We start from the raw sequence: 1,870 nt of genomic DNA on the forward strand, positions 1-1,870 counted from the left end.
CGCGTTCACCCCCATCCGACCGCTTCGCGGCCACCTTCCCCCATCAAAGGGGGAAGGATCGGCCTAATGCTGGCTCAGCGCCCGCCAGCCGATGTCGGAGCGGTAGAACCCGCCCTCGAGCGACACCGTGCCCAGGGCTGCATACGCAACATCACGCGCTTCATGCAGCGTCGCGCCCAGGGCGCAGACGTTGAGCACCCGGCCGCCGGACGCCACCAGGCGGCCCTCGGCGTCGCGGGTCGTGCCGGCGTGGAAGATCACCGCCTCGCCGCCGAACTCGCTGTCGGCGCCCTGGATCAGGCCGCCGGTCTTGGGGGCGTCGGGATAGCCCTCGGCGGCCAGCACCACGCAGATCGCCGCCTGGTCGAGCCAGACGGGCTTGGCCGCACCGGCCAGCTCACCCTTGGCGGCGGCCAGCAGCAGCGGGACCAGATCGCTTTCCAGCCGCAGCATCAGGGTCTGGCACTCGGGGTCACCGAAGCGGGCGTTGTACTCGACCAGCTTGGGGCCCTGCGGGGTCAGCATCAGCCCGGCATAGAGCACGCCGACATAGGGGCAGCCCTCTGCGGCCATGCCCTCGATCGTCGGGACGACCAGCTCGCGCCAGGCCTGCTCGATCAGGGCGTCGGTCAGAACGGGCGGCGGCGAATAGGTGCCCATGCCGCCGGTGTTGGGGCCTTCGTCGCCGTCATAGGCCCGCTTGTGGTCCTGGGCCGCGCCGAATAGCACGGCGGTCTTGCCGTCGCAGATCGCGAACAGCGAGGCCTCCTCGCCGTGCATGAACTCCTCGATCACCACCCGCGCCCCGGCGCTGCCGAAGCGGCCGCCCAGCATGTCGAGCACGGCGGCGTCGGCCTCGGCGCGATCGGCGGCGATCACCACGCCCTTGCCGGCCGCCAGGCCGTCGGCCTTGATCACGAACGGCGCTTCCAGCGTGTCCAGGAACGGCCCGGCCGAGGCCGCGTCGGTGAACACCCCATAGGCCGCCGTCGGCAGGCCGTGGCGGGCGCAGAAGTCCTTGGTGAAAGCCTTGCTGGTCTCCAACCGCGCCGCCAGAGCGCTGCCGCCGAAACAGGGGATGCCCGCCTTGGCCAGTTCGTCGGCCAGCCCGACCTCCAGCGCCGATTCCGGCCCCACAACGACCAGGTCGGCGGCGATCTCGCGCGCCAGGGCGACCAGGCCCGGCACGTCGGTGACCTTCACCGCCCGCAGCTCGGCGACCTGAGCGATCCCCGGATTGCCGGGCGCGGCCACCAGGCGTCCGCACAGCGGCGACTGGGCGATCTTCCAGGCCAGGGCGTGCTCGCGCCCGCCGGCCCCGACGAGGAGGATGTTCAGCTTTTCCATGAGGCCGGGGTGTCGCGTGGCCAGGGCGCGGGGTCAAGACGAATGACGCGGCCCGTAAACACGCTCAATCCTGGCATATTGACACAACTCGCCATCAGGTAGCACCTTCCCAACAAAGCTCGAAGCGTCCTTGAAACGCCGGCCGGGGGGAATCGCCATGTCGCTTGATAAGATCGAACACGTCGTCGTGCTGATGCTGGAGAACCGCACGTTCGACAGCATGCTGGGCTGGGCCTACGAGAAGGATTCGCCGACCTTCATTCCGCCGGCCGCCGCGCCCTATCGCGGGCTGCAGGCGGTCAATCCCGATGACTTCGTCAACACGGCGCTGAACGGCACGCTCTCCGCCAAGCCCACGCGCGGCGTGACGGGCTTCACGGTCCCCGACTTCTCGCCCGGGGAATCGTTCGAGCAGGTCCTGACCCAGTTCTACAACACCCGCACGCCCAAGCCCGACGACCCGGCCACCATGAAGGGGGTGCTGGCCGACTTCGTCGAGGTGCTGAAGGCGCGCAAGCTGAGC

The 1,870-nt window shown here is 69.7% G+C and carries 2 protein-coding genes; one reads left to right on the forward strand and one right to left on the reverse strand.

Annotated elements, in window-relative coordinates; all coding sequences use genetic code 11:
• Window positions 1–63: 63 nt before the first annotated feature.
• Window positions 64–1,347: a phosphoribosylamine--glycine ligase gene (gene purD, locus AC1DZ6_RS24390; protein ID WP_477099686.1), complete on the reverse strand. Its 1,284-nt coding sequence runs from the start codon at window positions 1,345–1,347 to the stop codon at window positions 64–66.
• A gap of 157 nt (window positions 1,348–1,504) precedes the next feature.
• Here purD and AC1DZ6_RS24395 point away from each other — a divergent pair.
• Window positions 1,505–1,870: alkaline phosphatase family protein (locus AC1DZ6_RS24395; RefSeq protein ID WP_477099687.1), on the forward strand; the 366-nt coding region annotated here is incomplete at its 3' end.

The sequence above is a fragment of the Caulobacter sp. P1_B12_2 genome, assembly GCF_056406675.1.

Excerpts from the sequence above, each read along its gene's own strand:
- purD (WP_477099686.1), bottom strand. The coding sequence starts at position 1,347 with ATGGAAAAGCTGAACATCCTCCTCGTCGGGGCCGGCGGGCGCGAGCAC.